This window comes from Alicyclobacillus sp. TC, from assembly GCF_016804365.1.
Classification (GTDB): domain Bacteria; phylum Bacillota; class Bacilli; order Alicyclobacillales; family Alicyclobacillaceae; genus Alicyclobacillus_I; species Alicyclobacillus_I tolerans.
Genome location: NZ_CP044434.1, coordinates 2,001,174 through 2,026,495, shown reverse-complemented (window position 1 = coordinate 2,026,495; position 25,322 = coordinate 2,001,174). Strand labels below are relative to the sequence as shown.

Below are 25,322 nucleotides of genomic sequence, written 5' to 3'. Positions count from 1 at the left end.
GCTGATCGCAGACTGTTGACTGCACTCTGCTTGCTACTGCGAGGAGGTGAATAGCATTTGCTTGTCCATTCGGATATTCGTAGCAGACGTAAAGCAGAACATCTTGAGGCAGTCAAACAATTGGGAGACACAGGGGGTAGTTCGTGGTTTGAAGATATATCCCTGTTATCCAATTGCGCCCCTGAATTGGCTTGGGAAGATGTAGCATTGGAAACGCATCTCTGTGGCATTCGCCTACCTTCACCCATTCTGATTAACGCTATGACAGGCGGTACCGAAGAAGCTTATGAAATTAATAAAAAATTAGCGGCTGCTGCGCGTCGTCACGGGCTGGCTATGGCTGTAGGGTCAGAAACGGCAGGTCTGAGTAACGATAGGTGGGCGCGTACTTACACAGTTGTCCGTGAAGAGAATCCGGATGGGGTCGTTATTGCCAATGTAGGTATGAACACTGACCCAGATGTTGCCAAACGGGCTGTTCAACTGATTGGCGCACAATTGCTTCAGGTACATTGGAATGTAGCGCAAGAATTATTTATGCCAGAGGGAGATCGCAATTTTCACGGTGCGTTAGTGCGTCTTCATCAAACGGTGCAGAGTGTGGGTGTCCCGGTCATTGCTAAAGAGGTGGGGCAAGGTATAGCTTCCGAGCAAGCGGAGCGTTTTGTTGCTACGGGAGTTTCAGCTATTGATGTAGGTGGGCGCGGAGGAACCAATTTTATCGCTGTAGAGGCATGGCGCAGGAATCATTTATTGAGTGATCAGTGGCAACAATGGGGATTACCTACACCTGTTACGTTGTGTGAAGTTCTTGGCGCAGTTGGCGGCAAAATTGATGTTGTGGCTTCAGGAGGAATTAGAAACGGTCATGATATCGCCAAATCCATTTCTTTAGGAGCTTCAGCAGTAGGTATTGCTGGGCCTTTTTTGCGACTTCTCAGTCAACCTGAGGGTGAGAAAGCGCTTGATGCTTATATAGAGGAATTGCATTGGACTTTGCATGCTCTTCTTGTCATGACAGGCAGTAAAAATTGGCATGCATTGCGCCAACGGCCCATCGTGATAGGAGGGCGCGTTCGAGAGTGGTTATCCATACGTGGACTGGACAAATGGGTGAGGCGACTGGGGAGACGTGGACAACCATAAATCTTTCAATAAATGGTGATACTTGGAGTGCATCTACATACATTTCGGTTGTAGACCTACTGCTGCTTTCTCTTTCGACAATTCGCCTACAAACGATTTACGGAGGGATGGGGAATGGGTCAGCCGCTCAGCCTGACTATAGATATGGCTAAGTATGTCATGCGCCAGAAACTGCGTGGGCGCAAACGCTATCCAATGGTCCTCATGCTTGAACCTACTGAGTTGTGCAATCTTACTTGTACAGGGTGTGGAAAAATTCGCCAAAGCGAAGAGATTCTAAAGATGAGACTCACAGCTCAGGACTGTTTTGATGCGATTGACGAATGTGGTGCGCCTGGAGTTTCAATTGCTGGTGGGGAACCTTTGGTACATCCTGAAATTGTAGATATTGTAAAAGGAATGCTGGCGCGTGGTAAATTGACAATGCTTTGCACCAACGGCATTTTACTGCATCGAATTCTGGACAAAATCGAACCTCATCCAAGATTCACCTTCGTTTTTCATTTAGACGGACCACGCGAGCATCACGATCGCATGGTGGAGCGCAAAGGTGTTTTTGACATTGTTATGAAAGGTATAGAGGAATCCAAACGTCGAGGATTTCGGGTGACTACAAATACCACGCTTTACAAGGGAGTCAATCCTCAGGAAATTGCCACTTTACTCCAACAGCTTACGGAAATGGGTGTGGATAATTGTCTGCTCTCTCCCGCATTTACTTATGAAGAAGTCAATGGGGCAAATTCGGAAATCTTTTTGCACCGCCGAGAAGTAATAGCCATGGTTAGTGAGATTGTTCGTCTGGCGGGTCCTAAAGTGCGTTATTACAATACACCCATGTTTCTTGATTTTCTTCAGGGAAAACGTGATTTGCGTTGTACACCATGGAGTATGCCCAACCGCAATCCTAAAGGCTGGAAAGGGCCTTGCTACCTACTGACGGACGGACACTACGATACGTTTGAAGAACTTATGCAAAAAACAAATTGGGATGATTATGGATATGGAAAAAATCCGCGTTGTGCGAGTTGCATGATGCATAGTGGCTATGAAGCGTCTGCCGTCGAAAAAATGTCACCTGTCGACATGTGGCGCATGATGCGTTGGATGTTTGCCTCTTAACGTGCTTTCTTGGCAAAGTGAATCATCATTATGGCAAGAGAGCAGGGGAAAAGATGCGTGTTTTGCTTTTGGCCGCCATGCCGTTTGAAATTGCCCCGTTTCGTCGTATGGAGTGGCCCAAACATTTGCAGGTGCAGTTTGCTGTGACAGGAATCGGCCCTAAAGCCGCCCTTTATCAAATAAAGTCATTGATGACTCATCATCAGCCGGATTGGATTGTTGGGGTTGGTGTCTGTGGGGCGCTGGATGGAGAGTATAGACCGGGAGATATCGCAATTCCTTTAGAATTTGTATCTGATGAAGGAAGTGTGTTGTTGAAGGCAGGTCTCCATAAATCCTATGAAACCAGTGGACGCATGCTTTCTGTACGACGAGTTGCAGCGACTCCCATCAGCAAACGCAGTTTACAGGAAGCATATACAGCACATTGGGTGGATCAAGAAAGTTACAGTTGGGCGCTAGCCGCTTCTGATGTCGGTGTACCTTTTTTGGCTATCCGTTCAGTGCTTGATACTGCGGAAGATTATTTGCCCGACTGGCGCCAGCCTTTTTCTTGGCGACACGCTGTTAAGTTGCCTTTGCGTGTTTGGATGGCACAAAAAAATCTCGCCAATGTTGGGAGGCAATGGATATGCGGGCTTTCGTAACTGGCGCATCAGGATTCATAGGTTATCATGTTGCCCGCCTTCTGCTTCGAGATGGTCATGAAGTGCGCGCTTTGGTTCGCCCCGGCACATCCACCCAACGTCTGGAGAGACTCGGAATGGATAAGGTTTATGGAGATTTGACAGATGTTGATAGCTTTAGTGAAGCAATGAGAACTTGCGATGTTCTTTTTCATGTGGCAGCCCACTATTCATTATATCGACGCGATCGTGACAAAATGATGGCTGTGAATGTGGAAGCAACGCGTCGTCTGCTTGAAGCAACACGTAAAACGAAGATTGAACGCATCGTTTATACAAGCAGCACAGCTACAGTGGGACTTATGGAAGATGGCAGAGCGGCCGATGAAACGTTGTTTGCGAATCCCCGGGAAGTAAAGAGCGATTACAAGCGTTCTAAAATATTAGCTGAGGAATTAGTGCTCGATGCTTGCAGAGAAGGAATGGATATAGTCATTGTCAATCCTTCCACTCCTGTCGGTCCGGGGGATATCAAGCCGACTCCGACGGGCCGCATCGTCCTTGATACCATGACTGGGAAAATGCCAGCTTATGTGGAAACAGGTCTGAATCTGGTGGCTGTGGAGGATGTTGCAGAAGGGCATCTCTTAGCCTGGAAACGAGGTAAGACGGGAGAACGTTACATACTGGGCAATGAAAATCTAACATTTGGCGATCTCGTTGGGCGTATCGCTCGAATTGCTGGTTGCGCTGCTCCGCGCTTGCGCATTCCGTTATGGGTGGCATGGACGGCGGCAGTCATGGATGAGTTTGTCCTATCAGCTTTGTCGGGACACACGCCGCGTGTGCCGCTTGCTGGCGTACAACTCGCCAGACGTCCAATGTATTTTACCGCGCAAAAAGCTGTTCGAGAATTGGGGTTGCCGCAGACATCGATTGATATAGCACTGAAAAATGCAGTGGAATGGTTCCGTAGCGAAGTATTACAGGATATTCCGGAAAGGATGATGAACCTTTGAGCGTTCAACTGTCAGATTCGCTGCTTGCCGAAGAAGTGATACAGGCCGCCAGTCGTTATTTACTCCATCTGCAACATGCAGAAGGATACTGGATGGCGTGGCTTGAAACCAACGTGACGATGGAAGCTGAATATGTATTTTTATTACACTGTATGGGACGGTGCAATCGCGATCGGGAACAAAAACTGGTTCGTCATATCCTGGCTGGTCAGACAGAGGAAGGGGCTTGGACGTTATTTCCTGGTGGACCAGGGGATTTGAATTGTACAGTGGAAGCTTATCTCGCTTTAAAAATGTTGGGTATGCAGGAGCAACATGAACCCCTTGCCAAGGCACGTAATTTTATTCAAAATCACGGTGGCGTAGAGTGTACAAGAGTTTTTACACGTATGTGGTTAGCTTTGCTTGGGTTGTATCCTTGGAAATCCATTCCTGTTGTGCCCGTAGAAATGATGTTTCTTCCGCGTTGGGCACCATTAAATATATACGATTTTGCCAGTTGGGCTCGTTCCACAATGGTCCCGCTTTCGATTGTCATGTCACGACGCCCTGTCTTTCCATTGGAGAACGGGCTTTCTATTGATGAATTGTTTGTCAGGGAACAACCATCACCTCCATTGAGAGGGGAGGACGGATGGGAAAGATTTTTTCGTGGAATCGATGAGTTATTGCACCTTTATCAAAGGTTTCCTTTTCATATAGGTCGAAAGGCGGCTGAACAAAAAGCCATCGACTGGATTCTCCGTCATCAAGAACGGGATGGAAACTGGGCGGGAATTCAACCAGCATGGTTTTATTCTTTACTGGCTTTAAAAGTTGTTGGTATGGAGAAGAGTGAAGCGTTTCGCAAAGGTTGGGAGGCTTTGGAGACTTTTGGGGTGGAAACGGATGATGGTCGCTGGTGGTTTCATGCCTGTATTTCCCCAACCTGGGATACAGGATTGTCCGTACTGGCGCTGACATCTGCTGGACTACCCAGCAATCATCCATCTCTGCTAAAGGCTGGAAATTGGCTGCTTCAGCAACAAATTTTCGTGCATGGGGATTGGAAAATACGACGCCCCAAAGCGCAGGGAGGCGGTTGGGCCTTCGAGTTTATGAATGATTGCTATCCCGATTTGGACGATACGGCTGTTATTTTGATGGCGCTGAGTAAGCTTCGTCTGCCGGATGAGGAACGCCGCAAAAAGTCCCTCACGGCCGGTTTTCAGTGGATGACTGCTATGCAAAGCAAAAATGGCGGTTGGGCAGCGTTTGACGCTGATAATATAACGAGTTTGCCTTGTCGTATACCGTTTTGCGATTTTGGCGCTGTAACCGATCCGCCTTCAGAAGATGTGACTGCGCATGTCCTGGAGTGCTACGGCATGTTCGGTTACGATGAAGCTTGGCATGTCGTTCGACGAGGCGTAGACTATTTAAAACGGACGCAACAGACAGATGGTTCCTGGTTTGGGCGTTGGGGTGTCAATTACATCTATGGTACAGGCGCTGTATTGCCCGCGTTAGCGTCTGTTGGAGTGAATATGAAAGAACCATGGGTACAAAGGGCACTGGATTGGTTGACAGGGCATCAGAATGAAGATGGCGGTTGGGGAGAGTCCTGTCTCTCTTATGCAGATCCGGCCTGGATTGGACGCGGCAAAAGTACGCCATCACAGACAGCTTGGGCGCTCATCGGGCTTGTGGCAGGAGGGCGGGCTAATACTCCAGCAGCAACGCGGGCTGTAGCTTATCTTCGAAATACACAGAGATCAGATGGCGGATGGGATGAGACATTATACACAGGTACCGGTTTCCCACAAGATTTTTTCATTGGTTACCGGCTGTATGCGCATGTTTTTCCGCTCATTGCACTTGGCCGTTACAAGCAGGCGTTAGAAAAGCGTTAGGAGTTGTGCACCATGCAGGCGTTGACAGCAGGATTGGAAAAGGAATTTGCTTATTGCGCAGATGTGACTGCACAACATTACGAAAATTTTTCAGTCATTTCCTGGTTCATTCCTAAAGATTTGCGACCCCATTTCTGTGCTCTCTATGCTTACTGTAGAGGTGTGGACGATCTCGGTGATGAATGGACGGGGAATAGGCTGGAGGCGCTGGATCAATGGGAGCAACAGCTCGATCTTTGCTACAATGGAAGGCCAACCCATCCAATTTTTCGCGCTTTGCAGATAAGCATTCAAACCTATCATCTTGAAAAGCGTGATTTTCTGGCGTTGATTGAAGCCAATCGCATGGATCAAAGTATCTCCAGCTATGAAACTTTTTCGGATCTGGCCGCTTACTGTGCTTGTTCGGCTAATCCTGTAGGACGTCTGGTATTGCAACTTTTTGGTTATCGAGATGACAGACGTCAGAAGCTTTCTGATGATATTTGTACAGCTCTTCAATTGGCTAATTTTCTTCAGGATCTCAGTGTTGATATTCCACGTGGCAGACTGTATATTCCGCTTGAAGATTTGCGGCAGTTTGACGTTGACCTGACTGATTTACAAGCGGGGCATTTTAATCGTCAAATTTCTTGCTTGATGGATTTTGAAATACAGAGAACCGAACAGTTTTTTCGCTCTGGGCAGCCACTTGAACATATGGTTCCGACTCGACTTGGAAAGCAATTGCGTCTTTATCGGCTCGGGGGACAGGCCATCTTGGAAGCTTTGCGTCGCAGAGGTGGCAACCCTTTTCCCAGACCTACTGTCAGTGCGCTGGCGAAGGCGATGCTTATTGTGAAACTGTTCATTAGTCCTCGGCACATTGGAGGTGAATCCCATTGACGCTGGATGAAGCCTATTCTGTATGCAAAAGCATTGCTCGTCAGTCAGGCACCAGTTTTTACTATGGTCTTCAATTGCTACCGGTTGTCAAACGTCGTTCCATGTACGCTGTTTATGCTTGGAGCCGATTGTGTGACGATGCCGTTGATGAATTTAGCGGTGAAGAAGCGATGAGCCAGTTAAATCGTATTCAAGAGGTATTGGAACGCGCGCTTGCAGACGATTATGAACAGCAAACAGATGCTATCGTCTATGCGCTTGGAGATTCAATTCGTCGATTTCATTTACCTATCGCACCTTTTTATGGATTGCTGGAAGGCATGCGAATGGACATTCAACCACAAATATATAGAACGTTTGATGAATTAAAAGAATATCTCAAACGAGTGGCTGGAACGATTGGCGAGATGTGCATCGGAATTTTTGGAATTCGTGAAGGAGACGCTTCAGAAATGGCTGTTGATATGGGTATTGCATTGCAACTTACCAATATCCTACGCGATCTGAAAGAAGATGTGGAACGTGGTCGTATCTATCTTCCCCAGGAAGACTTTGAACGGTTTGGGTACTCGATGGGAGATCTTAAAGCATTGCGTCATACACCAGCGTTTATTGAATTGATGTCTTTTCAGGTTTCGCGAGCATACCAATTTTATCATCGTGTACGTCCTCTTTTCTCTATGGTTGAACCTGATTCCCTGCGTTGTATGCGTGTTTTGTATATGGTCTATTTTAATTTGCTGAAACGAATTGAGGAAGATGGCTATAATGTGTTAGCGCGTAGAATTCGCATTTCAACGCCACGTAAATTATGGTTGGTAGGAGAAACGTTATGGCGACCCAAAATGGTATAAACCGCCATATCCTCATTATTGGAGCAGGCTTTTCTGGGTTGGCAGCTGCTTGGCAACTCAGCGAAACCGTAGACCAAGATGTCTCCATTACATTGGTAGACAGCAGGCCTTACGCAGGTGGACGGGCGTTTTCATTCATTGATTCAAATGGTCTACATCATCTTGACAATGGACAGCACATCTTGCTAGGTTGTTGTAACCGTTTCTTAGAATTCCTTGCGGCCATGGGTATGCCAGAAGCCGTTCGATTCCAACCCTTGTTGCGCGTACCTGTTTACTGTCAGGGACGCTGGTCTACCATTTCTAGTCTTTCATTGCCTGGTATTTTTCATTTGCTGCCTACTCTCACCAACTATCGCCATCTTTCCTTTCGTGAACGTTTGCAAATGATCAATATGATACGTGCTCTAGAAGAAAATCCGAACGAAATGGAAGACATTTCATTTTTTGAATGGTTACGGATGCATGGTCAAAGTGAACGGTCCATCCATCGGCTATGGGATCTGGTTGGTGTGTCGGTTCTCAATACTAGAGCAGAGCATGCGAGTGCTCGGCAGGCGATACGCGCTTTTCAAACTGGCATTATTAATGGATGGAAGGCTGCAAGGCTCGGTTTTTTTCAGGTACCACTTGGCGATATTGGCAGACAGGCAGTCTGTGCTTTACGTAAACGAGATGTGACTATTCGTTTAAACTGCCCGGTTCAATCACTCATTGTACGGAATGACATAGTTGAGGGTGTCAAATTTAAGGATGGCAGCCATCAACAGGCTGATGATATCATTGCTGCTCTACCACCTGACGCATTGTTGCGTGTATTACCAGAAAATATACGTTCAATTTCATATTTTCATGAACTTCACCAACTATCCTGGAGTCCAATCGTTAACGTTTATTTACATTTTAATCGTCCCATTATCAAGGGAGATGTGATAGCTTTTGCTGAAGGCGTCTGCCAATTTCTATTTAATCGAGGACGGTTGTTAGGAATAGCAGAGGAAGATGGAAAACTCATTGGAGTATCCATTAGTGCAGCTGACCATTTACGACAAGTAACTGCTGACAATTTAATAGAAATGGTCATACATGAGCTTTGTTCAGCAGTGCCTGAGGCAAGAGACGCCACTTTAATCTCGGCAAAAGTTGTTTGGCAGCCCCAGGCAACCTTTCTGCAGTCTGTTGGAACAGGAGCGTTTCGTCGCTCAAGTCAGACACCTGTGAAAGGTTTATGGCTCGCCGGTGATTGGACAGACACAGGTTGGCCAGCTTGCCTTGAGGGTGCCGTCCGAAGTGGTGAATCTGCTGCACGAGCAGTTTCTCAATCTTTTTTTGAAGAAAATGGAATTTAAAATTGAAAAATTTATTTCCAGATGTACATTTTATCGATTTTTTAACCATTCCTATTCCTTATCTAAAATAATATATTGACATCCAAGCAGTTCCGACGTTTTCTGTAATACAGAAGAATGGTGACCAATAGCTAAAGCACAGTGATGGGTAGGGGATTCTTTAAACCATTTTTCCATATATATGTCTGGATGTGATCGAAAACGAATAGGAGTTTGTGTATTACCAATTTTCATAATGGGGCCGTTTATTGACTCACCTTCACCCATAATCATTTTGATATCTCCGTTATGGGTTTGGGTTACATTGAGAGTAGTAATAGGTCCGGTTTTTACTTTTGCTTCAACTGAAATTCCTGATCCCTGCTTACCGTGGTATAGTCCCATACCTCGCAATATAGGTTTTCCATCTGATATGGCTATATGAAATGGTCCATCATGTCCAAGCAAAATGGTTTCATTTACATAATCTACAACAACAATTTCCGAGAAGCTTCCCCCAATACCAAGAATATCGCAAATTTTCATGGCAATCGCAGTTTTCAAATCTCCTTCACCCGCACAAGGAATGCCTCGTGCTGTTAACAAAGAATGACCTAAGATGGAACCACTTTGAATTTTTTCATAAGTATTTTCTGGTGACCCGTGGTAGTAATAGGATAAGGCGTCCAAATGGTACTCATCCACCAATTTTTCTTCTGCTGCTGCAACTCTGCATGCCCAGTTCAACTGTTCCATAGTGGGTTTTCTGGCAATTGGATCAGACGGCGAATCATCAGGAATTGTAAACATTTCTAATGTTTCTTCTAGTTTCCTGGCTACTTCGTTTTCAGTAACCGTTTGCAGTAAGCGGTGCAAATCACACATTTCAAGAATTTCTATGTGTATGCCAAACTTGCTTTGCAGAAGAGTAAAATCACTGTACATGTCAAGCATGCCACTATATGTGTTACCTAAAAAACCAAAACGGGAATGTTGAAGCGTGCGTAAGACTGAAGCGGCTTGTAACCATTCTTCAATTTGAAGCCAAGCACGTTTAGCTTGCGAGTGATTGCAGGTTACTTCATTAGACATAGAGATGGCAGAAGTTTCTTCTAAACCAAGTAATCCATTGACTACCCGAAACGGGATTTTAGCGCGGTGAAAAGCGTTAGAGATTTCTGGTACAGGACAAGCTCCACAGTTAGCTAACCATTCTCCAGTTGTCGTATTTTCATATTGAAGTTGATCAGTGGGCTGCAGGTTTAATACGATAACAGGTTTTTTGCAAATTTGATGGATAGGTAAGATTGTTGTGCTCGTTGCATAGGTAGCGGAGTGACAGAAGATTAAATCCACATTTTTCTGGTTAAACCATTCACCAGCTCTTCTTCCTTCTTCTTCAGTGTCAACCATGCCGTAGTTGTGTACTTCCCCGTAACTACTCATTTTTTGTTCAATAAATTGTCCATAACCAAGCAAACGTTCTTTGAGACCATCAAATTGCTTCCAGTATGTTTGGAGTCCGATGGAATATAAGCCAATTCTAACTTTTTTTATGGATTTTTTTTGAAAATGGTTTGCCAATACAGTTCGCCTCCTAATTGAATAGCGTCGACAATCTTCTGAAAACAACATAAAAAAAGAATAACAAAAATATAATATAAATAATATCAAATAAACAGTAGACAGTATGGGCGAATTAACATACAATTCAAACATGAAAGCCCTTGCAAGATGGTTATCCTTCCGAATGTAGCGTATGGAAGGGAGAAAACTTTCATGAAAAGTCCAGAAATCAATAAAAGAGGAGGAAAAAATATGACACAGCTGGCTACACAATCGGCTATGGTCGCCATAGACGATGTGCCATTATCGCGATCACATTGGAAATGGACAGTTTTGTCAGGGATGGGGGATTTTCTGGATGCAGGTTCCATTGTGGCAGGTGGAACTGCGCTTTTGACTTGGATTCATGCCTTTCACATGAGTACATCGATTGTTGGTATTATCTCTGCATTTAGTTCAAATGGCATTTCTACAGCTGTTGGTGCGCTGGTTGCTGGTTTTCTCGGGGATAAGTTTGGACGAAAGTTTATTTATAATGTTGATTTGCTGCTTTACATGTTAGGAGCGCTCATTATTATTTTTGCCGCTAACGCTCCTATGTTGATTACTGGATATATGGTGCTTGGTTTTGCAGTTGGTGCTGATGTGCCTACATCCTGGTCATTGATTGCGGAGTATGCACCCAAGAGAAGTAGGGGAAAGCTTATGGGAATGACCAATATATTTTGGTACATTGGACCGATTGTTATTCTGCTTTTAGCACTTGCTTTTAATCCTCTTGGAATTTTTGGTATGCGTCTTTTGTTCGTTGCTTTGTTTATAGCTGCTTTTATTACGTATATCCTTCGCCGTTCATTAGTTGAGTCACCACGTTGGTCAGCAGCTCATGGTAAAAGCGAAGAAATAGAAAAAATGGAACATGCCATTGGGGGCATATTGACGTTAACTCGACGATTGTGAGTAAGCATTACGGTTTGCGCGATTTATTGAGAGGGAAAAATTTGCGCAAATTGTTTTTTATCATGCCGATTTATGTACTTTGGGGAATACCAGCTGGAACTTACGGCTTCTTTTTTCCTTACATTTTCAAAACGGTTGGTGCTTCAAGCACAGTAACAAGTGATTTAATGGAGATTCTTTATTTTGGTCTTGCCATTCTCAGTGTCGTATTTGTTTTTATGCCGTTAAATGATCGCGTGAATCGACGTGTTCTCTATGCTATCAGTGCTTTTTGCTGTGGTTTGGCCTTTGTTATACCGCTTTTTGCTCCTATTTCTAATCCTGTAGTTGCACTTGCTAATGTTGTAATTTTTGGTTTTGGGCAAGGTATTGGTTTGTGGCCATTGCAACGTGTATGGTCGGTTGAACTTTTCCCTACGGAAATTCGCAATACTTCACAGGGAGTTCTCTGGGGAGCTATGCGTGTCATACTTGGTTTATGGAGTCTTTTTACACCGTTGATTCTGGGAGCATTAGGCGGTTTCAAGGCGGTAGCACTGCTTATGGCATTGATGTTTGCCTACAATTTCATTGTGGGTGGATTGTTTGGCCCCAAGACTGGAGGAAAATCGCTAGAAGAGATAACTCAGTAACTAATCAGTCGTTTTGATCTCATCTATTCTTCAGGACATAGTTCTGTTGGTGTGATAGAAAGGAGAGTTTGGTTTGGCTCGTTTGGGTTTCAAATTGCAAATTCGCCCCGGTGCTGAGGAAGAATATAAGCGCCGCCATCAAGTAGTTTATCCGGAATTAATTGAAGCTTTTCAAGAAAACGGAATTCAAACATATAGCATATTTATGGATGGAACAACATTGTTTGCTTATCTGGAAGCCGAGGATATTGAACAATCGATGCAAGCCATTGAAAGACATCCTGCTAACATACGTTGGCAGAAGTATATGGAAGATATCCTGATTGCTGATATGGAAGGGAAGACAGTTCATATTTTGTCAGAAGTATTCCATTGTAAGTTTTAAATTGGATATCTTCTATATGTAATGTAGTAAAAACTCCCACACAATCTTTGAGTTGGTTGTGTGGGAGATATCTTCTCTAATCATGTTTTACTTGAAGAGAATTGACATTTCAAAAAAAATATGGCCATATTTATCAAATAAAAAAATATAAAACAACATAAACAAAAATAAGAGGAAGGAGGGGCACTGTTGTTTCATTCTGCTGCTATCGATATTGGCGCATCTAGTGGCCGAGTAATAAGAGGGAGTTTTGATGGTAATCAATTACAAGTGTGCGAGTTATATCGTTTTTCCAATCAACCAGTTACTGTTCATGGCAGAATGTATTGGGATATCTACCGTCTCTATGCAGAAATCAAAGACGGTCTTCGTCGCTTGGCTGCAGAAAGCAAGAGTGTGAAGAGTGTGGGTATCGACACCTGGGCTGTAGATTATGGGTTGTTAGATAAAGATGGTTTATTGATGAACCTGCCTCGTCATTATAGGGATAGTCGCACTCTAGGTATGATGGAACGAGTCGAAGAACGAATTCATCGCAATCAATTATTTGCAAGAACAGGCATTCAACGTATGCCTATTAACACGCTCTATCAGTTAATGGCCGAACAGGTTGAGAGCCCTGAACGTTTATCTCGAGCTACTCATTTGTTGCTGATTCCTGATTTATTAAATTATTTTCTGACTGGTCAAAAATGGACGGAATTTACCAATGCGACTACAACACAATTACTTTGCGCAGGTACGAAGCATTGGGATATGGATCTATTACAGCAACTTGACTTGCCTTCACACTATTTAGGAAAGATAGTGTCCCCTGGAACTTCGCTTGGTCATTTGTCCGATCTCGATTTACTTCAGGATAGCCGGGTTGCAGCAGCTTCAGTGATTCATGTTGCTTCCCATGACACCGCTTCAGCAGTTCTTGGTATTCCTGTACAAAGCGAATCATTTGCCTATATTAGCTCTGGTACTTGGTCTCTATTTGGCACGCTTGTATCAGAGCCGATCATCAATGAACGGACCGCCGAAATGAATTTTACCAATGAAGGTGGTTATCAAAACTATCGACTCTTAAAAAATATTATGGGACTTTGGTTGCTCCAGCAAACAGAATTATCCGAACAAAAACGTGGAAATATTTGTAGTATCCCAGATATGCTCCGCTTGGCCCAAAATGGGGAACCATTCGCTTTTTACTTTGATACTGAGGACACTCGATTGCTTCCTCCTGGAGATATACCTTCAAGGATCTATGAAATTTGTCGAGAGAATAGTCAAAACCCACCTGTTGATTTAGGTACGCTGGTGCGCGGCATTTTAGAAAATTTAGCTTTTCAATATCGTTATGTACTCGACCAACTCGAAGAAATTTTACAAAGAAGAATTCAAGTCATCCATATTGTGGGGGTGGAGCACAAAACGAATTACTTTGTCAATTTACTGCTGACGCAACGGGTCGACCTGTTATAGCAGGACCTATAGAAGCGAGCGCAATAGGTAATCTAGGTATGCAATTACTAGCGCAAGATGAACTTCGTAACAGTTCAGAGTTGCAAGAACTTGTCAAAAGGTCTGTAATCACAAAACTCTATGAGCCTTTATTGGAAAAAAGATGGGGAGAAGCATACAAATTATATCTCGAAAGTACAGGGAAACGCCTGTCAAATCGTGCTCGACAAAATATTTGTTCATAGAAAAGGGGATAGTGATATGCAAATAACAGAAGCCAAAAAGCACACTTTAGCGCAACTCGTAGAGCGTTCCAATCAGTTGGGTGCCGATCGTAGCGTTTGCAACTGGGGAGGTGGAAACACCTCGATGAAAAGTAAAGAAATAGACTTTCGCGGTAAGCTGGTGGATGTTTTATGGGTCAAAGGTAGCGGTTCAGATCTGGCTGAAGCGACAGATCAAAATTTTACTGCATTGCGTTTGGAAGATATTTTGCCGCTAATGGACAGAGAAAACATGACCGATGAGGAAATGGTAGATTATCTTTCTCACTGCATGATGGATAGTCGTCATCCTCGTTCTTCCATCGAAACTCTGCTACATGCCTTTCTGCCATTTACTCATATCGATCATACCCATCCAGATAGTATCATTTCGCTTTGCTGCACTGATCATGGCAGAGTGATAGCGGAGCAAATCTTTGGCGAACGGATGGTATGGGTACCCTATATTCGACCAGGATTTGAACTATCCAAGAAAATTGCTTTGGCTGTGCAGGCTAATCCTTCTTGCGAATTGGTCCTTATGGAAAAACACGGTTTGATTACTTGGGGTGAAACTTCTGAAATTTGTTATCAACATACTCTGAGCGTCATTCAGGAAGTTAGAGATTATATTGCAAAGCGTATCCATCCAGAAAAGGTATTTGGTGGTCAACGCTATACGCCACTCGCTGCAGAAGAACGTATGCAAATAGCTGTAAAAATATTGCCTGTCATTCGTGGCATTGTCTCAGAATATCAGCGTATGATCCTTACTTTTGATGACTCTCCAGATTTTTTGGAGTTTGTAGGCAGTCATGTTGGACCCGCTTTATCGCAGGTAGGAGCAGCTTGTCCAGATCATCTCGTGCATACGAAAAGAGTACCTTTGTTTATAGACTGGAATCCACAGTGTGAAAACGTTGAGCATTTGATTCAAAAATTAAAAGCTGGTCTTGCTGATTATAAAGAAAACTATCAAGTCTATTTTGAAAAAAACAAAAACTTTGGCGATACAATGCATGATCCTTATCCGCGAGTCATTTTAATCCCAGGTATTGGTGCAATTGGAACTGGAAAAAACAAAAAAATGTCTAGTATTGCTTTAGCACTCTATCATCGAGCCGTTGCTGTCATGAAAGGAGCAACGACACTAGGAGAATTTGTCTCTCTGAATGAGAAAGAATCTTTTAACGTAGAGTATTGGCCGCTTGAACTGTACAAGTTGTCTTTGGCTCCGCCAGAGCTTGATATGGCTCGTAAAGTTGCGTTTGTCACTGGTGGAGCGGGGGGATTGGCAGTTCTACATGCCGTCGCTTTGTTCAAGCGGGGGTCATGTTGTAGTGGCCGATCTCGCTTTTGAGAATGCGCAAAAATTAGCTGCCGAACTTGTGGAAACACATGGTGAGGGTGTTGCTACGGCTGTAGCACTCGATGTCACACAAGAGGAAAAAGTACAACAAGCTATGGAACAGGCCATCTTAGAGTATGGAGGCATCGATTTACTGGTTTCTAATGCAGGTTTAGCAAGTTCTGCTCCTATCAGTGAAACCAGTCTGGCTGAGTGGAATAAGAATGTGGCTGTGCTAGGTACGGGCTACTTTCTTGCTGCACGTGCGGCATTCACTGTCATGCAAGAACAGGGAATTGGCGGCAACATGGTCTTTATTACATCGAAAAATGCGGTATACGCTGGTGCTAATGCAGCAGCATACAGTGCAGCTAAAGCCATGGAATCCCACCTTGCGCGCTGTCTGGCTGTTGAAGGTGGTCCCTATGGGATTCGAGTGAACTCAGTCATGCCGGATGCTGTATTGCAGGGTTCTGCCATTTGGAACTCGCAGTGGCGTGAGGAACGAGCTCGTACTTACGGTATCGAACCGAACCAACTGGAAGATTATTATCGCCGGCGCACTTTGCTGAAAGTCAATGTATTTCCCGATGACATTGCCGAGGCCATACTCTTCTTTGCCTCTGAAAAATCTGCAAAAACGACTGGTTGCAGTTTGACAGTAGATGGTGGTGTTGCGGCTGCATTTACACGTTAAAAAGAGATCAGACTATATGGGAAAGGATGAAGCAGGTGAGTGATAAAGCCTATTATTTGTTTGAAGAAATACAAACCAATCGAGGTATTCGTATAGATAAGGTAAAGGAGAAAATCAAAAAACTTGCAATAGAGACGCCTTCTTGGGGGTATGGAGATTCAGGGACTCGATTTAAAGTATTCCAAAAAGCTGGGATTCCGCGTAATGCGTTTGAAAAAATCGACGATGCCGCCATGGTGCATCGACTGACGGGTGTTTGCCCGTCAGTTGCCATCCATATACCATGGGATAAAGTGGAGGATTATGGCCAGTTGGCCGAACATGCCCATCATGAGGGTCTACGTATTGGTGCAGTCAATCCGAATTTGTTTCAAGACAATGACTATATGCTTGGCAGTGTCTGTAATGTTGATCCGATTGTGCGTAAAAAAGCGCTCGCCCATCTTCTCGAATGTGTTCAAGTCGCAAAAGAAGTTCAGTCAGATAACATAAGTTTGTGGTTAGCAGACGGTACAAATTATCCTGGTCAAGCCAATTTGCGTCAGCGCAAACATTGGCTCTATGAGTCTTTAGCGGAATTATACTCATCGCTTTTACCTCAAATGCGCTTATTCATTGAGTATAAGTTTTTTGAACCGGCCTTCTATCATACAGACTTGGCAGATTGGGGTATGGCATTTCACCTGGCCAATCAGCTTGGTCAACAGGCACAAGTATTAGTGGATACAGGCCATCATGCACAGGGAACGAATGTAGAACATATTGTTTCCTACTTGCTGGATGAGCAGAAGCTGGGCGGATTTCATTTTAACAGTCGTAAATATGCAGATGATGACTTAATTGTTGGAACCATGAATCCATATGAATTGTTTTTGATATTTTATCAGATTCTTGATGCTGAACAAGATGTTGACGCAGGGGTTCGGGAAACAGCAGAGAATATTGCCTATATGATCGATCAGAGTCATGTAATTGAGCCTAAAATACCAGCTATGATTCGGTCTGTCATGAATGTACAAACACAATATGCCAAGGCACTTTGTATTGATTTTGTCAAAGTACGCCAGGCACAATTGGAAAATGATGTACTTGGTGCAGAAAATGCTGTGCGAGAAGCGTTTGAGTTCGATGTGTCGCCCTTGCTTCGTGTTGTTCGTGAAGAAATGGGTGTTCCTGTCGATCCGTTGCAAGCTTATGAGGCAAGTGGTTATCCTAAGCAGATTCTTGAGCGTGGTGTTGGCGGGGCAAGTTGGTAAATCCATGACCCTGGCAAAGCCTGCGTTTGAGTAAGGAAGGATGTCATCCTATGTTGCCTGCTGAAAGACAGAGGGCAATTGTGCAATTGGTGAACACAAGAGGCAGCGTTCGTGTCAAAGAGTTGAGTCAAATATTTGAAGTCACTGAGGAAACGGTCCGACGAGACTTGGACAGTTTAGAGATGGATGGGAAATTGCGCCGCAGTCATGGCGGCGCGGTTCGCATATACGAAGAACAGAGCGAAATACCATATCTGGAACGTGAAATTGCTCATGTAGCAGAAAAACAGGCCATCGCGAGAGAAGCTGTACGACACATTTTTCCTGGAGATCGAATTATACTGGATGCCAGTACCACAGCTTGGCATTTGGCTGCCGCTTTGCCTGATATTCAACTTACCGTTCTTACCAATTCTTTGAAAGTCGCTTTCGAACTGAGTCAGCGTGATAAAATAGAAGTCATTTCAACGGGTGGCATTTTGCGAACCAGTTCGTTGTCTTATGTAGGCCCTATGGCAGAAGAAGCACTCGATCAATTTCATGTGGGGAAGGCATTTCTATCCTGTAAAGGACTGCATTCTCATTATGGCATCAGCGAATCCAATGCTTTGCAAGCATTGGTTAAGCGCAAAATGATTGAAATTGCCGAGCGTGTTTATATTCTTGCCGATCACAGTAAAATTCAAGTGCGCGATTTCACAAGTATTGCTAGTCTTGATGAAGTAGATGTACTGATTACAGATTTACAAGTTCGTGAAGAACAGATAGAAGACATTCGCAAGTTTGGTGTTGAAGTATTTCAAGTCTAGTCAGGGCTGCCTGTATAGAAGGGCAGCTTTTTAATCTTCTTGTAAAATAAATGCAATAACTCTTGCTGGTCCATGTACACCAATACTTAAATCGTTTTCAATATCCGAAGAACGGCTTGGTCCACTGATAAAATGCACAGCGGCAGGTAGCATGGCTTCCTGTTGCAATGCTGAGAATACTTCTCCAAGACGCAAACAAATTTGTCGACTACGGAGTATAACAATATGCACTTGGGGCATCAGATGAGTGCCACGACCTTCTGCTTTCCCGCTTTTCATGACCAAAGTCCCAGTATCAGCAATTGCCCAGAAACATCCCGTAATGCCAACCTGAACATGAGAAAATTTTTCGGGCCAAGTCTCATCCCAACGCAAGGCTTTCCATTTATCTAATATATTTTCGATATCAATAGGCCAAGCTGCCGTTTTTCCCCAGGCTCCCACACTTTGTACAGATAGTTCTGTAAGTAGACAATCTAAACTTTCGGTTAAATCTTGTTTGGAATCGAATCGTTTAGCTTCGCCGCCTTGCGATGTGAAATTTTCTATCCATTTCTCTAAACATTCTCTAGGCGTTAAGGAACGCTCTGCCCAAAATTCTGGGACTCCCGCCATTTCTTTGCGAATATGCGGCGGTTGTCCGAGCGAGCGGCCCAGTCGTTGGGCTATATTCTCAAGAAAATGATTTTTGTCCAAGCTTACCTTCCTTTCGTTTATTGAGATCGTTAGAATCCTATTCTCTTTTCAGAGAGGGCCATATTTCACGAAAAGATTGTTTGGGAAGCATAGGGAAGTCACGACTTTTTGTCCAGCCTGCTAAAGGGCCAAAAGAGGAACGGATTTTTCCTTCTTTCGCAAGTGGTGAGAGAAACTTCCGAGCCATTTTAATAGAGAGTCGATATCTTCCGGGTTTTGCAAATATATTTTCGTATCTCTTAAATGCCATACGTTCTGAGGGGTTTCCGTGACCTGAGGCAACAAGTTTTTGACGGTGTTGAACTAACATATCATGCAATGGAATTCGTACAGGACATGCTTCAAAACAAGCACCACAAAGGCTTGATGCATAGGGTAAATCGCTGTATTGTTCTCCTTTTTCCAGAAGGGGTGAAAGCACCGCTCCAATAGGTCCAGGATAGACAGAACCGTAGGCATGACCACCCATATGTCGATATACGGGGCAGACATTTAAGCAGGCTCCACAGCGGATACAGTGAAGGACAGCTTGAAATTGTTCATCTCCAAGTTGACGAGATCGGCCATTATCCAAGATGACTACGTGCATCTCTGTCGCACCATCACGATCGGCCGAACGTTTAGGTCCTGTCAACATGGACATGTATGTAATCACATTTTGGCCTGTAGCGCTTTTCGGTAACAGATGAGCCATGACTTCTAAGTCGGCTAGAGTGGGCAAAATTCGCTCCATTCCCATGAGCACAATATGTGTGGGTGGTAAATTCATGACCATATCGGCATTGCCTTCGTTAGTAAAAAGTACAACTGAACCTGTTTCGGCAATACCAAAATTGCATCCAGTAATGCCGATCTCGGCTGAGAGAAATTCGGAGCGCAGTGTGCGACGAGCAAATGCTGTCAAATCGCGTGTTTCTGTAGTCAACTGAGTTGCTCCAGCATTTTCAAATAAATCTCGAATTTGTTCACGGCTTTTGTGTATAGAAGGAATAATGATATGCGAAGGTGTTTCTTTTGCGAGTTGAATGATATATTCACCAAGATCAGTTTCCACTACAGTAATACCATTGGCCTTAAGGTGTTGATTGATATGAATTTCTTCCGAAACCATGGATTTGGATTTGACAACTTTGCGGGCTTTTTTGGATTGAATAATGCTAAGAACTGCATCTGTTGCTTCACTGCTGTCAACTGCAAAATGGACATGTACTCCGACAGCTTCTAAACGTTCAATAAATTGAGCCAGGTAAGCATCTAAATTGGCAATCGTATGGGCACGAATTTGCTCTCCGCGTTCTCGCCATACCTCCCATTGCCCAAAAGACTCAGTGACAGCCTGCTTTCTGTTACGCAATCTATCAGTCGTAAATCGAACAGCATTGCGTAAAAATTCGTCCTGCACGGCGTTTTTGGCTCGTTCCTTCACTGACAGATGAGAAGTAGAGTTTGCATGTTTCACTGTGCGTCCACTCCCTTGGCAAGTTGCCTACCTTCATATAACAATTCGGCTAAATGCATAACTCGCACATTCGATCCCTTGCGGCTTAGTCGACCGCCAATATTCATAAGACAACCCATATCTGTTCCCACCAGAACAGATGCTCCGCTTTCTAATACATGTGATGTTTTTTCCTCTACCATAGCACCTGAAATTTCGCTCATTTTGACGGCAAACGTTCCGCCAAATCCGCAGCAATCTTGAGCGTAAGGCAATTCTATCAATTGCAGTTCCTCGACCTGTTTTAAAAGACGGATAGGTTCGTCTTCGATGCCAAGCAGGCGTGATCCGTGGCAAGAGGGGTGGTAGGTTACAGTGTAAGGGAAGCGAGCGCCTAATGTTTCCACTTTCAATATCTGAATGAGAAATTGTGAGAATTCGTAGGTTCGATTTGCAAGAGATAACGCTTTTTCATGCCATTCTGGAGAATCGGAAAATAACTCTGGATAAAAGTGTCTTATCATACCTACGCACGAACCTGACGGACTGACGATGACATCAGATTCTTGGAATGCGTTTATCATGCTGATGGCAACACTGCGTGCTTCTTTACTATATCCACTGTTAAAGGCGGGTTGACCACAACAGGTTTGCGAAGAAGGAAAAAGAACCTCACAACCTAGGGATTGAAGAATTTTCGTCATAGATACGCCTACTTGTGGAAAAATACTGTCAACCATACAAGTAATGAATAAGCTGACCTTCAAACTACTTCGCCTCCTGACAGTTGAATGGACACGTGCAAAAGATGTTGCTGCATGGCAAACATTGCCTTCTCCCCATCGCCGTCCTGAATCGCTTCGAAAATAGCTTGATGCTGCTCAATCAGTCGCCGTTCTTCGCCGGGAATTCGATACAGTGCTAGACGGCTTTTCAATAGCGCTGACTGAACTCGTTCTGCAATAGTTTCCATTAGAGATTGCATGTAGGGATTATGCGAAGCCTTACTAACTGCATAATGAAACTCCCAGTCTGAAGTTTCTCCTAATTCTGCATGACCAGCATCTTGCTCCATCTGCTCTAAGATGCGCTCCATTTCAAGCAAGTGTTGACGAGTTCGACGTAAAGCAGCGTAATGGGCGGCGCCCGTTTCAATCCAAATGCGAAGTTCAAGCAAGGATTGAATATCTTTTGCCGTACTTTCTTCTAACTGCTCAACACTTCTAGAAATCTCATTTGTATCAAGCGTAGCTACAAAAGTTCCATCTCCTTGGCGAACTTCTACCAATCGAATGGCACGCAGAGCACTGATGGCTTCCCGAACGGCTGCTTGACCAACACCAAGTGATTGGGCAAGAGTTTTTAAAGAAGGCAAACGGCTACCTGGAGGAAAGGTTCCATCCAGAATAGCGTTTTTTATCTGTTCGGTCACCAAATCATAAGCTTTCGATTGTTGAACAGGAGTGAGTGTCAAGGCGAAGAAATCCTTTCATGAATGGATTCAGTCAGGTAAAAGGCGAACTACAAATCCGGTCATTTAGTCATCTGATGACTGAAGGATAACATTGTAAAAGTAAGAATGCAATACAAGGATGTACAGACGGGTTGTCAAATCGATTTTTGTCAATCCACCTCTTTTATCATAGATAAGTGTTAGGAGAAGAAAGCTGACAGGACAACAAAAAACCCCCAATCCATGTGGAAAGTGGAATGGGGGATTAAACATGAATCAGATGGATGAAAGTTTACAAATCAGCTAGAGGATTTGTATTTTCTTGGTTAAAGGAAGCTTGTTTGCGATTCATATATAGATAAAAAGGTACTCCTGAGAGCATAAGCAGAAAACCATACATGACAGTTTGTGCTCCCGATCCGTAAATAGCCCAAATCGTATAAATGAAGGCTAATAGAGGTGCAGCAAAACGCAGTATGAAACCTCCTATTTTTATTTTCTGTTGTGTTCTCTGTGCCAGCATAATTTCAGATGCTGCTGTAAAGGCGTAAACAGGCAAATATGAAAGTGTGGCTAGTAAGGTTACAAAATTAAAAGCTGAGCTGAGACTTTTGGTATAATTCATCAATAATAGCAAGTTGGCCAGCAGAGAACCAATGATGAGGGCCATATAAGGTGTATGGAAAGTAGGGTGCACTTTGGCAAAAATCTTTGGAAAAACACCATCTTCGCCAGCAGCATAGGCTACTCTTGCTGTGGAAAGCAGCCATCCTACAGTGGTCCCGAGTACACTGATGATAGCCCCAAATGTAATGATTTCACCCACTGTATGACCAAGAAATTTTTCCATAATATCTGCAATGGGAGCGCTACTATTGGCTAATTGTGTTTCATTCATAGCACCCATAGCAAATAGATTAATAGCCATATAAAGTAAAGTTGCAATGGCAATGCCAGCGATTGTGCTTCGAGCTACATTCTTTTTCGGATTGCGAATTTCACCTGCTGCAACAGTAGCGCTCTCTAAACCTATAAATGCCCATAAAGTATAGGATGCCGCGTTAGATGTGGTACTGAGCCCTTTGTGAACAGGGAACAAAGGTAAAAGATTGTTAGCGTTGAAATGAATTGATGCAACGGCAATAAAACCTAAGAACAATAGGACCTCGAAAATGGTAATCACCGTCTGTACTTTGCCGGCTAGACGTACACCAAGCAAATTAATGATAGTGAAAATCCATAGTATAGAACTTGTGAATAGAAAACCTAACCAATGAGACGTTTGTAAAGCTGGCCAGAAACTGCTTGTATAACTGGCAATGGCCAAAATGACTGCAACATTGCCAATCCAGGATCCATTCCAATAAAGCCAGGCATTAAGAAAGCCTGTAAATCCACCAAAAGCCTGTCGAGAAAACTCGTATGGACCGCCGCTGCGTGGATACCGAGTGCCTAATTTTGCAAAAGACAAAGCAAGCAATAGAGAACCTGCTCCTGTCAATATCCAAGCCAAAAGAATAGCACCAGGGCTGGATTTTTGTGCCAGTGTCGCTGGTAACATAAAAATTCCTGAACCCATCATGTTGCCCGTCACTAATGCTGTTGCTAAGACAATTCCCAGTCCTTGATACAATGTTTTAGATGATGGTTTGGACAATGTTTTCACTCCTTTCCGATTGAATAATTATGCATATATATGAAATCAAAATCAATGGATATGAAAGCACTATCACGTATTAAGGCTTTAAAAATCTAACAAAAACATAGGATTTTTGTCTTTATCTCCGTACTTCAGCTGTTTGATTTTTTTTATTTTAATATAATTATGCAAATATTTGAGTTTTTATTATATCGAATGCTGAAGCTTAGAAAGAATGGGAATCTTTCAATGCACATCAAACTGCTCAATTTTTACAAGCCCGATAATTGCGTTATCATGGAATGAGAGACATAAGCACTATATAACATCATCAATGTATTCTTTCATTTGAGCCCAGGAAAAACATAAAATCAACTTTCTATTTTTTTACAAGGCGAGGTGCTAACTCATGAAATCTACCTATTCATTATTTATTGGTGGCGAGTGGAAAGAATCTGTTTCGAAGCGTTGGATGAACGTAATCGACCCTGCAACAGAGGAAGTGATTGCACAAGTTCCAGATGCGGTTGCTGAAGATATTGCATTAGCTGTCAACGCTGCCGAGAAAGTGCAGCCTGAATGGGGAAATACTGTGGCTTCTGAACGCTCCAAAATCCTTCTGGAGGCGGCTCATTTGATGCGGCAGCGGATAGACAAGTTGGCTAAAATTTTAACCAGTGAGGAAGGTAAGCCGCTGGCTGAAGCGCGCGGAGAAATTGCTTATGCCGCATCATTTTTAGAATGGTTTTCTGAAGAAGCAAAAAGAATTTATGGCGATCTCGTTCCGTCCAGTTCGGCTAGCAAACGGATTTTGGTAATCAAACGTCCTGTCGGTATTTCTGCCGCCATTACACCATGGAATTTTCCTGCTGCTATGATTACACGGAAACTTGGACCTGCGCTTGCTGCTGGTTGTACGATGATTGTGAAACCTTCCGAACTGACCCCATTGACTGCTCTAGAAATGGCTAGCATTTTTGAGGAAGCCGGATTACCCAAAGGGGTACTTTCTGTAGTTGTTGGCAGCGACGCTTCTCAGCTAGGTGAAGCCATCATGAGTGATTTTCGAGTACGAAAAATTTCATTCACAGGGTCAACAGAAGTCGGGAAAATTTTAATGCGCCAAGCAGCCGATACCATGAAACGGATTTCACTTGAATTAGGTGGACATGCGCCGTTCATTGTTTTTCCCGATGCCGATCTCGACGCTGCAGTGGAAAACGCGGTACTTTGTAAAATGCGCGGTATGGGAGAAACATGTGTTTCAGCAAATCGATTTTACGTTCATCAGGACATTCTTGAGCAGTTTGTCAAAAAAATGGTAGAGAAAATGAGTCAGATGAAAGTGGGCAATGGCTTGCAGGAAGGAATATCTGTGGGGCCGCTCATCGAACCTGCTGCAGTGGAGAAAGTGGAACGGCATGTTCAAAACGCTGTTCAGAAAGGTGCACGTTTATGGCTTGGTGGGAAGCCTTTAGAAAATACTACTGGGTATTTTTATCCTCCAACGGTTTTATCAGAGGTAAAAGAAGATATGCTCATTATGCAGGAGGAAACCTTTGGACCTGTAGCCGCGATTACTTCTTTTGCGACCGAAGAAGAGGTTATAGCTCGTGCCAATGATAGTCGCTATGGACTGGCAGCTTACTTCTTTACTCGTGATGTTGGCCGCCTGTTTAGAATGGCTGAGCAATTGGAATATGGGATTATGGGAGCAAATGACGGCATGCCGTCTACTGCGCAAGCTCCGTTTGGTGGTGTCAAGGAATCAGGACTTGGAAGAGAAGGAAGTAAATATGGAATTGAAGAATATTTAGACATCAAATATTTGTCAGTCGGTTTATGATGGATCGATTGAA

20 protein-coding genes and 2 pseudogenes are annotated in these 25,322 nt (G+C 43.7%); 16 read left to right on the top strand and 6 right to left on the bottom strand.

Annotation, left to right across the window (positions count from 1 at the left end):
* The first annotated feature begins 57 nt into the window (after positions 1-57).
* The 8 genes from fni (at position 58) to hpnE (ending at position 8,893) form a co-directional block, all read left to right on the top strand.
* A complete protein-coding gene (gene fni / locus FY534_RS10070; RefSeq protein ID WP_203114469.1) occupies positions 58-1,146 on the top strand; it encodes a type 2 isopentenyl-diphosphate Delta-isomerase in 1,089 nt (362 codons plus the stop codon).
* Between the two features lie 114 nt (positions 1,147-1,260).
* Positions 1,261-2,268: an adenosyl-hopene transferase HpnH gene (hpnH, locus tag FY534_RS10065; RefSeq protein ID WP_072873442.1), complete on the top strand. Its 1,008-nt coding sequence runs from the start codon at positions 1,261-1,263 to the stop codon at positions 2,266-2,268.
* A gap of 53 nt (positions 2,269-2,321) precedes the next feature.
* A complete protein-coding gene (locus FY534_RS10060; protein WP_072873441.1) occupies positions 2,322-2,915 on the top strand; it encodes a phosphorylase family protein in 594 nt (197 codons plus the stop codon).
* A complete protein-coding gene (gene hpnA / locus FY534_RS10055) occupies positions 2,900-3,913 on the top strand; it encodes a hopanoid-associated sugar epimerase (protein WP_072873440.1) in 1,014 nt (337 codons plus the stop codon). The genes FY534_RS10060 and hpnA overlap by 16 nt, the downstream gene beginning before the upstream one ends.
* A complete protein-coding gene (gene shc / locus FY534_RS10050; protein WP_203114468.1) occupies positions 3,910-5,805 on the top strand; it encodes a squalene--hopene cyclase in 1,896 nt (631 codons plus the stop codon). Before hpnA ends, shc begins: the two co-directional genes overlap by 4 nt.
* Positions 5,806-5,817: 12 nt before the next feature.
* The gene (gene hpnC / locus FY534_RS10045) at positions 5,818-6,690 is read left to right on the top strand and encodes a squalene synthase HpnC (protein WP_203114467.1); all 873 of its coding nucleotides are present in this window, start codon (positions 5,818-5,820) and stop codon (positions 6,688-6,690) included.
* Positions 6,687-7,544, top strand: a complete 858-nt coding sequence (locus FY534_RS10040) for a phytoene/squalene synthase family protein (RefSeq protein ID WP_203114466.1) — start codon at positions 6,687-6,689, stop codon at positions 7,542-7,544. The genes hpnC and FY534_RS10040 overlap by 4 nt, the downstream gene beginning before the upstream one ends.
* Complete coding sequence (gene hpnE, locus FY534_RS10035; RefSeq protein WP_203114465.1) at positions 7,523-8,893, top strand: hydroxysqualene dehydroxylase HpnE; 1,371 nt, start codon at positions 7,523-7,525, stop codon at positions 8,891-8,893. The genes FY534_RS10040 and hpnE overlap by 22 nt, the downstream gene beginning before the upstream one ends.
* Before the next feature lie 51 nt (positions 8,894-8,944).
* On the opposite strand, the gene FY534_RS10030 is transcribed toward hpnE, so the two are convergent.
* Positions 8,945-10,456, bottom strand: coding sequence for an L-fucose/L-arabinose isomerase family protein (locus tag FY534_RS10030; RefSeq protein ID WP_238413499.1), 1,512 nt, complete (start codon positions 10,454-10,456; stop codon positions 8,945-8,947).
* Between the two features lie 234 nt (positions 10,457-10,690).
* On the opposite strand from FY534_RS10030, the gene FY534_RS10025 reads away from it, so the two are divergent.
* The 7 genes and pseudogenes from FY534_RS10025 (at position 10,691) to FY534_RS09995 (ending at position 18,237) form a co-directional block, all read left to right on the top strand.
* Positions 10,691-11,398, top strand: coding sequence for an MFS transporter (locus FY534_RS10025; protein ID WP_203114464.1), 708 nt, complete (start codon positions 10,691-10,693; stop codon positions 11,396-11,398).
* Positions 11,395-12,030, top strand: a complete 636-nt coding sequence (locus FY534_RS10020; RefSeq protein ID WP_203114463.1) for an MFS transporter — start codon at positions 11,395-11,397, stop codon at positions 12,028-12,030. The genes FY534_RS10025 and FY534_RS10020 overlap by 4 nt, the downstream gene beginning before the upstream one ends.
* A gap of 73 nt (positions 12,031-12,103) precedes the next feature.
* Complete coding sequence (locus tag FY534_RS10015) at positions 12,104-12,415, top strand: L-rhamnose mutarotase (RefSeq protein WP_072873434.1); 312 nt, start codon at positions 12,104-12,106, stop codon at positions 12,413-12,415.
* A 189-nt stretch (positions 12,416-12,604) separates the two neighbouring features.
* Positions 12,605-14,109: pseudogene (locus tag FY534_RS10010) on the top strand (rhamnulokinase family protein).
* Between the two features lie 16 nt (positions 14,110-14,125).
* Positions 14,126-16,172 (top strand): annotated as a pseudogene (locus FY534_RS10005) (bifunctional aldolase/short-chain dehydrogenase).
* Positions 16,173-16,207: 35 nt separating this feature from the next.
* Entirely contained in the window at positions 16,208-17,428 is a 1,221-nt protein-coding gene (rhaI, locus tag FY534_RS10000) for an L-rhamnose isomerase (protein WP_203114461.1), read from the top strand.
* 50 nt (positions 17,429-17,478) lie between these two features.
* Positions 17,479-18,237 carry a DeoR/GlpR family DNA-binding transcription regulator gene (locus tag FY534_RS09995; RefSeq protein ID WP_072873430.1) on the top strand — a complete coding sequence of 253 codons (759 nt, stop codon included), beginning with the start codon at positions 17,479-17,481 and terminating at the stop codon, positions 18,235-18,237.
* 30 nt (positions 18,238-18,267) lie between these two features.
* Here the strand turns inward: FY534_RS09995 and FY534_RS09990 are convergent, their stop codons facing one another.
* The 5 genes from FY534_RS09990 to FY534_RS09970 form a co-directional block, all read right to left on the bottom strand.
* Positions 18,268-18,933: a LutC/YkgG family protein gene (locus tag FY534_RS09990; RefSeq protein WP_203114460.1), complete on the bottom strand. Its 666-nt coding sequence runs from the start codon at positions 18,931-18,933 to the stop codon at positions 18,268-18,270.
* Positions 18,934-18,970: 37 nt separating this feature from the next.
* Positions 18,971-20,392 carry a LutB/LldF family L-lactate oxidation iron-sulfur protein gene (locus FY534_RS09985; RefSeq protein WP_203114459.1) on the bottom strand — a complete coding sequence of 474 codons (1,422 nt, stop codon included), beginning with the start codon at positions 20,390-20,392 and terminating at the stop codon, positions 18,971-18,973.
* Complete coding sequence (locus tag FY534_RS09980; protein ID WP_072873427.1) at positions 20,389-21,138, bottom strand: (Fe-S)-binding protein; 750 nt, start codon at positions 21,136-21,138, stop codon at positions 20,389-20,391. The genes FY534_RS09985 and FY534_RS09980 overlap by 4 nt, the downstream gene beginning before the upstream one ends.
* Entirely contained in the window at positions 21,135-21,845 is a 711-nt protein-coding gene (locus FY534_RS09975) for a FadR/GntR family transcriptional regulator (protein ID WP_072873426.1), read from the bottom strand. Before FY534_RS09975 ends, FY534_RS09980 begins: the two co-directional genes overlap by 4 nt.
* 271 nt (positions 21,846-22,116) lie before the next feature.
* The gene (locus FY534_RS09970; protein ID WP_072873425.1) at positions 22,117-23,481 is read right to left on the bottom strand and encodes an APC family permease; all 1,365 of its coding nucleotides are present in this window, start codon (positions 23,479-23,481) and stop codon (positions 22,117-22,119) included.
* Between the two features lie 391 nt (positions 23,482-23,872).
* Here FY534_RS09970 and FY534_RS09965 point away from each other — a divergent pair, with 391 nt between their 5' ends.
* Positions 23,873-25,309: an NAD-dependent succinate-semialdehyde dehydrogenase gene (locus FY534_RS09965; RefSeq protein WP_072873424.1), complete on the top strand. Its 1,437-nt coding sequence runs from the start codon at positions 23,873-23,875 to the stop codon at positions 25,307-25,309.
* The last annotated feature ends 13 nt before the right edge of the window (positions 25,310-25,322 follow it).